The sequence below is a fragment of the Nostoc flagelliforme FACHB-838 genome, from assembly GCF_014698065.1.
Taxonomy (GTDB): Bacteria; Cyanobacteriota; Cyanobacteriia; order Cyanobacteriales; family Nostocaceae; genus Nostoc; species Nostoc flagelliforme_B.
In genome coordinates this window covers 1-5,903 of the sequence record NZ_JACJSI010000362.1, presented here as the reverse complement: position 1 = coordinate 5,903, position 5,903 = coordinate 1, and the positions used below count along the sequence as shown (strand labels likewise).

Here is a 5,903-nt window from a genome sequence, read left to right as displayed (position 1 = left end):
CAGCAATCGTAATTTTCGGCTTGAGCTTCACGCTTTTTTAGGGGCTTTCCTCTACTTCTAGAATGACTTTATCATCAAAGCCTCATTGCTCAACCTCCATCTCCAAAGCGATCGCTACCTTTCTTGGCTTCTTAGTATACGTGTACTATATTTAGATGCGTTTGCCCTGATTCGCCCGTTCGATTTCTCCCAATTCTCGAACAGCTTGCTGATAATAGCGAAGTAAATTTTTTTCCTTTTCCCAATTCCCAGGAGCGTAAGAAAATCCACCCACAGCAACAAATAGCAGCGAGTTTTCTGGTGTCCAGGGATTCAAGTCAGGTTTGTTTTTTAATAACGCATCCAAAGTCTCTTGAATCACTGTAAGACTTTCTCTATATTCCTGTTTAGCCAACAAATCCTCAATTACAGGTAAACCATTTTGCCATTCCTGGGAAATAGTCGCCCGGAGATTGTTCAAATATATCTCTGGGGTTGCAAATTGCTGCATCAATTCCATGTAAACTATATGCCAATAAGAAAAAGTATTATCTAGGTCATGCTTCCACAGAGAAACTTCTCGATTGGCTGTCAATCCGTCAAAAATTAACTTTTTTTCAACATCAGGTAAAACCCAAGCGCTCCTCACATACGGCTTGAGTGCCGTAAATGGGAACAACTAGCAGATACTTTAGGCGACAATATTATAAGTTTATGGATACTAGATTTTATGGGTGATCTAGCTCCTGCTTATTATCGAAAAAAATATGAAACATTAATTAATCGTCTTTTACCAATCTTTAATGAACAATTGCGTTCGGCTAAATATTTGTTAGAGGGTGAAACATGGACAGCAGCAGATGTAGCAGCATTATGTTCCCTCGGCTATTACAGCTTTCGCTTAAATGAAGACTGGCTTCTTCTGTATCCTTATTTGAGAGACTGGTTTAATAGATTACAGGAGCGCGAATCAGTCAAGTCAACTATTCCAAAAAAGTAAGGATTCAGGTCTAATATTGGAGAAGCAAAGAAGGGCGAGACAGATTCTGAGGTTTTATTTGGTTTTGTTCATTTCTAGCCAGTTGTAGAGTGGGAACTGAACTCTGTTGAGCGCTATATAAATCATGTAGAGGGGTTCTATAGCACTCAACTAAACAACTGGCATAGCTGGATGTCTTGAAGCGGGAAGTTTTATCTTTTCCCTCGTACAACTTCTTCACTGTCCCGTTGTGTCGCTAACTCCATTGAAACTGCAACCCAAAAACATTGGATGCCAAATTGCCAAATTTGTTTAGGGTGTTATCTCTCTGCCATATTCAAACTCCAGAAGCGTCAATAATTTCTCTTCCACAGCAGTAAGATAAGGCCGATTCAGTTTCCCCAACGCCTGCAACAGACTTTTGACTGTCTCCTCCAGCCCACTTAAATACACCCGATTGATGCGATCGCTCAAGGACTGCATCTGCTCACACTCCTGGGGCAGGTAGTTGAAGGACTTCAGGTGCTGCAAGCCAACGGTGTACTCGCCATCCCAAACTCTCACGGTACAACTAAACTCGTTTACTGCGCTGACAATCGCCCAACAGCCCCCTTTGCCTCTGAGTTCCGGGTTGTCCTTGGCAAGGATTTGGCAGACTTCGCCAATCTGGTAGGTATTGGGTACTTTGGTTCTCTCTATTATGCGCTGCACAACGTCTTTGACAACACGACCTGATGGGACTTTACCACCTGCTGCCTCTACGGCCTGCTGCCATGCTTCTCTTTGTACTTCCGGCTCTAACGGAATCAAAGGTCGTAACTGATATTCGTTGATGGGTAAAACTTGTGTTTCGCTGAAATCTGGAGTAGATGTGTCCAAATCATTTTGAAAATGTGTCCTATTAGGACACATTTTCATGAGATTATCCACGACCACTGTACTTTCCATTAACCTGTACGGATAACGCCGCTCGAAACCAAAACGCTCACGGCAGTATTCTTCAAAAGTTTTGTGCGTACTTCGGTACAGCTTTCTGTCTCGTAATTCCGTTAAGGCTTTACCCGCAAGGTAAAACGCTTTTTCTACTTGCCGTTCCAAGTGTAAGCGATCGCGAATCTCTTGCTCGATTAATTCGGAAATTTCAACAGCAGTAACGGTAATTGTTGCTGTAGCTGGGTCTTCTTCTTGAGCAAGATTATCTGGTGATGTGCTGTCAGTGGATGAAGAGAAGGTGGATTTTTTACGTTTAGAGGGTGGTTTAGTCATTATTCCACCTCTTTTTAGCTCAGTGGCATTTGCTCAAAGTCGATTGCAGATAAATTTTCACTGTTATGAGTAGTTGCATACAGGCGTTCGCGCAGCGTCTTGAAGAGAAGCGATAGCCTTTTATAATCAACCTTGCAATCAAGTGATTTGTTTGGGGGTAGCCGATTGCTAGAACCGCAATAAATATAGTCTCTAGTCATCTTCGCCAATCTTTTGAATCTTAAATAGATCAGCAGGCTGGCAACCCAACACTTCGCAAAGCTTGGCAAGCTTTGCAAAAGTTTCTGTACCCCCTCTGTCTCGCTCCCAATTACGGATTGTCGAAGGGTCAACGCCAACTAAATCAGCAAGCTGGCGCTGAGTCAAATCTTTCTGCTTACGCAGTTCTGCAACTCGTGACACGAATATTTCTCCCATGCGCTAATTCATACCATTATTCTAGCGTTAAAATCCTCGCGCTAGTTACTTGACAGCGTTAAAAATCTAGCGCTAAAATATAGACATACTAAATAACAAAGAGCAATCGCCAGTCCTGGAAAAACTTGTAGAGATCGCCCTTTGACCCTTTTTACAGGAAATCTTATTATGACCCATCCAACCTATACACAGCAAGCCCTCTCACGCTACAACCTCCCCCGTCTCAAAAGAATCGCTGCCCAACTTGGCGTTACACCCACAGGAGACAAAAGAGCGGCCCAAACCTGGGTAAACGCAATCATCACTCACCAATCCACCCAGTTTCAAAAGGTTGACGAACAAGCCACAGCCCAAGCCAAACTCGACCACCACATCGCTGACCAAGCCCAAGTTGTAGCTCCCGAACCCCTCACAATAGTCGAAATCTCGTTTGACCATCACGAATATTACACTGATGACAAACTGGTAGCCAGCATCAGCCATGACGACAACCACTTAACGCAACGCTGGGTAGTCATGGTTAACGATAAAGAAGTATTTCGTGCCAACACTCTAATGCGTTGCGATCGCTTCATCTGCACTCACTACAAAGATGGCACACTGCCAGTAGAAGCTCTTATGCAAGGCAGCAGGGGTGCAGAGGGGAAAAACTTACAACAACTTTCTCCTCTGCCCCTCTGCGCCTCTGCCCCCATGCTTTCCTCTTCTACTGAAAACTAAATCATGGCGCATATCTTCAACGAGTGCCAGAATTATGGGTTTGAAATTCTCGATGATGGCATTTACAACAACGGCGTGAAACTGGGGCAAGTCGGATGCACTGAGGGTAACTGGTGGGTGAAGAGGCGTTATTCAGGTCAGCAGCAGTATTCTAACTCTGTGTTTGATGCTGTGCAATCGCTATCGATGATGGACGTGTCTACTGATGGTAAATCCATTTTTGATGAATATTTTTTAGATCAACCGTTAGAACAGCTAACTGGCGATAAATTGCAACGGCTGCTGGAGAGAACGGAGTTAGTCACAGCGTAATTCAAACAGTTATCAGTTAACAGTTAACAGTTATCAAGATTCGACACTGTTAACTGATAACTGGTAACTGCTCACTGATTATTTCCCTTCATTCACCAATCAATATGCAACTCACAATATCAATTCCCAAACACTGGGGCTACCCTCGCTTTGCTTTGGAACAGCGCACCATTCGCTTTGGTCAAATTCAAAATTATTAATTCAAAATTCAAAATTGAAGAATAAGAAATTAATTTTGCATTTTGAGTTTTGCATTTTGAATTGTTTGGAAACACGGCTTTTTGTTGGAGATTGCCGAAGATTTTTAGGTTATTAATCCCAAAGGACACAATCATGAAACTTTACGCGAAAACCATTCCACAAACTTTACCCAATTGGGCAACCACTATTACAACGTGTGCAGATTTGATTGAAGTTGAAATCAACGATGGACACCCTGATTTTCAATCTCTGCTTGAAGAATTAGAAACCGAGATTGAGCCAGGAATCATGGGAGTGAAAGCGGAGGATTTATGCTCACGATTGGGCATAGAAATGTCTAACCCATATCTCCACCAATTACTTGAACAAGCCCAAACCCTGATATCCCTTATTGCTACGCACCCAGACTACAGACAACTACTGAACGAGGGATATCAACCTGATTTAAACATTGCGGATGCTCAAACTGCGCTCACTTATTTGCAATGGGAATTAGACCAAAAATAAGAGGGGAAAAGGGAAAGGGTTAAAGGGAAAAGGGAAGCTTCATATTTAAAAATGCTTGCTCTGTACTGTATGGCAAAAATTTTTTCTTTCTCTTTCCTTTCCCCCTTCCCCTTTCCCCTTTTCCCCTCCAATTAACAGCCTTCTGTTTAGTAGAAAAGCGATTGCTTGAATATCAGCTTTTCTTCAAGCAATCGTAAAGCGCTGAAAGTTTACGCTACAAACCACTAATTATTGCACAGGTCAACAAAATATGGTTACTGAAATAAAGCTAGGTTTATGCAACCCTCCCGAACCCATCTATTTATTTGTCAATCAAGGAGAAGTAGATGGGGAATCTTACGTTTGGGACAAGTTCAATATCAACCAAGATAATAAAATACCTGTGATTCAAAGAGCATTAACTGGGTATCTGTCAGAACTGCAATTGACTACTAAAGAGTTCAAAGGCAAGGACAATTTAAAGCTGGATATTGTTATCAGTGCCGATGAACTTTATATCGTTAGAACTGGTATTGAAACCAACTTTGCTAAAAGCTTTCTTCTAGCTGCATCAATTGTTCAAGATTTTTCTAAGCCACTGATCATCGTTGCTAATGCTGGCGACGAAAACACGGTTTTCTGTAATCTTTACGATGCTGCAACCAAAACCAAGATTTACAGGGAATGGAGTAGAGATTTGGATTGGGCAAGAATCATTCGTGATATCCAATCTTTATTGGGTGCAACTTCAAACTCAATTCCCGAACCCCCACTAACTCCACCAAAACTTAGTGTAGTTCCTCAATCAGTACACCCACAGGATTTGCGAGTTAAAAATATTCGCACCTTGCTTGATTATCCACTTGATTTGGTCAGAGAGTGGTTGCAATTCCAGGATGTTGTCCGCCCAAGTTTACTTGATATTAACCAGATTAATGAACTAATCAAAACCATGTGTTTGGCTTGGGCAGCAGATAAGTGTGACCATCCCAATCATGCTGAATCTGACTATCAAAAGCTAGTTGTTGATGCTGTTGCTAGGGGAATGGATGAGCTAACAGCAATCAACGGATGGATGCAACAGGTGCAAGCGGTAAAGACTGGGGCAGTGTAAATCGAAAGTCAGGATTCAGAAGAAGTTTTATTTCTGAATCCTGAATTAATCAGATAGGAATAAAAACCATGAAAGTCATTGTCACAGTCGTCGAAAAAATCATCAGTGAAGCTCACATCGATATCCCTGATGGGCTGAATCAATCCGCAATCAAGCAACACATAGTAGACCGTTACAACACTGGGGAAATGTCCATAGATATGAACATCTTCCAAGTAGACTTTGAATCAATCAGTGCTCGAATTGTCCAAGAACAGCCTGATCCCGGATTTCTCACGAAGCTGGAGAAAAGAGGAGTCAAAAACTGCCAAAATATCTATTGCACATGAATTCCAGCAGTTTTAAGCATGACCCCTCAGAAAACAGATTGTATACCGGAACAGTTCAAATTTAAACCTGTATTGTCATGTCCAGTCGTAGTTAATTTCA

General features: G+C 42.0%; 9 protein-coding genes. 6 read left to right on the top strand and 3 right to left on the bottom strand.

What is annotated here, in order from left to right; all coding sequences use genetic code 11:
* Nucleotides 1–151: 151 nt before the first annotated feature.
* A complete protein-coding gene (locus H6G97_RS43710; protein WP_190946738.1) occupies nucleotides 152–628 on the bottom strand; it encodes a hypothetical protein in 477 nt (158 codons plus the stop codon).
* A gap of 81 nt (nucleotides 629–709) precedes the next feature.
* Between H6G97_RS43710 and H6G97_RS43705 the strand changes: the two genes are divergently transcribed.
* A complete protein-coding gene (locus H6G97_RS43705) occupies nucleotides 710–979 on the top strand; it encodes a glutathione binding-like protein (RefSeq protein ID WP_242056012.1) in 270 nt (89 codons plus the stop codon).
* A 291-nt stretch (nucleotides 980–1,270) separates the two neighbouring features.
* Here the strand turns inward: H6G97_RS43705 and H6G97_RS43700 are convergent, their stop codons facing one another.
* Together H6G97_RS43700 and H6G97_RS43695 are read right to left on the bottom strand one after the other, a co-directional pair.
* Nucleotides 1,271–2,224 carry a hypothetical protein gene (locus tag H6G97_RS43700; RefSeq protein WP_190946737.1) on the bottom strand — a complete coding sequence of 318 codons (954 nt, stop codon included), beginning with the start codon at nucleotides 2,222–2,224 and terminating at the stop codon, nucleotides 1,271–1,273.
* Nucleotides 2,225–2,416: 192 nt separating this feature from the next.
* Nucleotides 2,417–2,626 (bottom strand): helix-turn-helix domain-containing protein, encoded by a 210-nt coding sequence (locus H6G97_RS43695; protein ID WP_322698724.1) that lies wholly within the window; start codon nucleotides 2,624–2,626, stop codon nucleotides 2,417–2,419.
* A gap of 183 nt (nucleotides 2,627–2,809) precedes the next feature.
* Between H6G97_RS43695 and H6G97_RS54060 the strand changes: the two genes are divergently transcribed.
* The 5 genes from H6G97_RS54060 to H6G97_RS43675 all read left to right on the top strand — a co-directional run bounded on the left by H6G97_RS54060 (nucleotide 2,810) and on the right by H6G97_RS43675 (nucleotide 5,803).
* Nucleotides 2,810–3,361, top strand: a complete 552-nt coding sequence (locus tag H6G97_RS54060) for a hypothetical protein (RefSeq protein WP_242056011.1) — start codon at nucleotides 2,810–2,812, stop codon at nucleotides 3,359–3,361.
* Between the two features lie 3 nt (nucleotides 3,362–3,364).
* On the top strand, nucleotides 3,365–3,673 hold the full coding sequence (locus H6G97_RS54055) for a hypothetical protein (RefSeq protein WP_242056010.1): 309 nt from the start codon (nucleotides 3,365–3,367) through the stop codon (nucleotides 3,671–3,673).
* Nucleotides 3,674–4,006: 333 nt separating this feature from the next.
* Nucleotides 4,007–4,381 carry a hypothetical protein gene (locus H6G97_RS43685; protein ID WP_190946739.1) on the top strand — a complete coding sequence of 125 codons (375 nt, stop codon included), beginning with the start codon at nucleotides 4,007–4,009 and terminating at the stop codon, nucleotides 4,379–4,381.
* 250 nt (nucleotides 4,382–4,631) lie between these two features.
* Entirely contained in the window at nucleotides 4,632–5,474 is an 843-nt protein-coding gene (locus H6G97_RS43680) for a hypothetical protein (protein ID WP_190946735.1), read from the top strand.
* 68 nt (nucleotides 5,475–5,542) lie between these two features.
* Nucleotides 5,543–5,803, top strand: a complete 261-nt coding sequence (locus H6G97_RS43675) for a hypothetical protein (protein WP_242056009.1) — start codon at nucleotides 5,543–5,545, stop codon at nucleotides 5,801–5,803.
* The last annotated feature ends 100 nt before the right edge of the window (nucleotides 5,804–5,903 follow it).

Bases quoted from the DNA above. Each gene is read 5' to 3' on its own strand.
- H6G97_RS43705 (WP_242056012.1), top strand. From the start codon at position 710: ATGGGTGATCTAGCTCCTGCTTATTATCGAAAAAAATATGAAACATTA.
- H6G97_RS43700 (WP_190946737.1), bottom strand. From the start codon at position 2,224: ATGACTAAACCACCCTCTAAACGTAAAAAATCCACCTTCTCTTCATCC.
- H6G97_RS54060 (WP_242056011.1), top strand. From the start codon at position 2,810: ATGACCCATCCAACCTATACACAGCAAGCCCTCTCACGCTACAACCTC.
- H6G97_RS54055 (WP_242056010.1), top strand. From the start codon at position 3,365: ATGGCGCATATCTTCAACGAGTGCCAGAATTATGGGTTTGAAATTCTC.
- H6G97_RS43685 (WP_190946739.1), top strand. From the start codon at position 4,007: ATGAAACTTTACGCGAAAACCATTCCACAAACTTTACCCAATTGGGCA.
- H6G97_RS43680 (WP_190946735.1), top strand. From the start codon at position 4,632: ATGGTTACTGAAATAAAGCTAGGTTTATGCAACCCTCCCGAACCCATC.
- H6G97_RS43675 (WP_242056009.1), top strand. From the start codon at position 5,543: ATGAAAGTCATTGTCACAGTCGTCGAAAAAATCATCAGTGAAGCTCAC.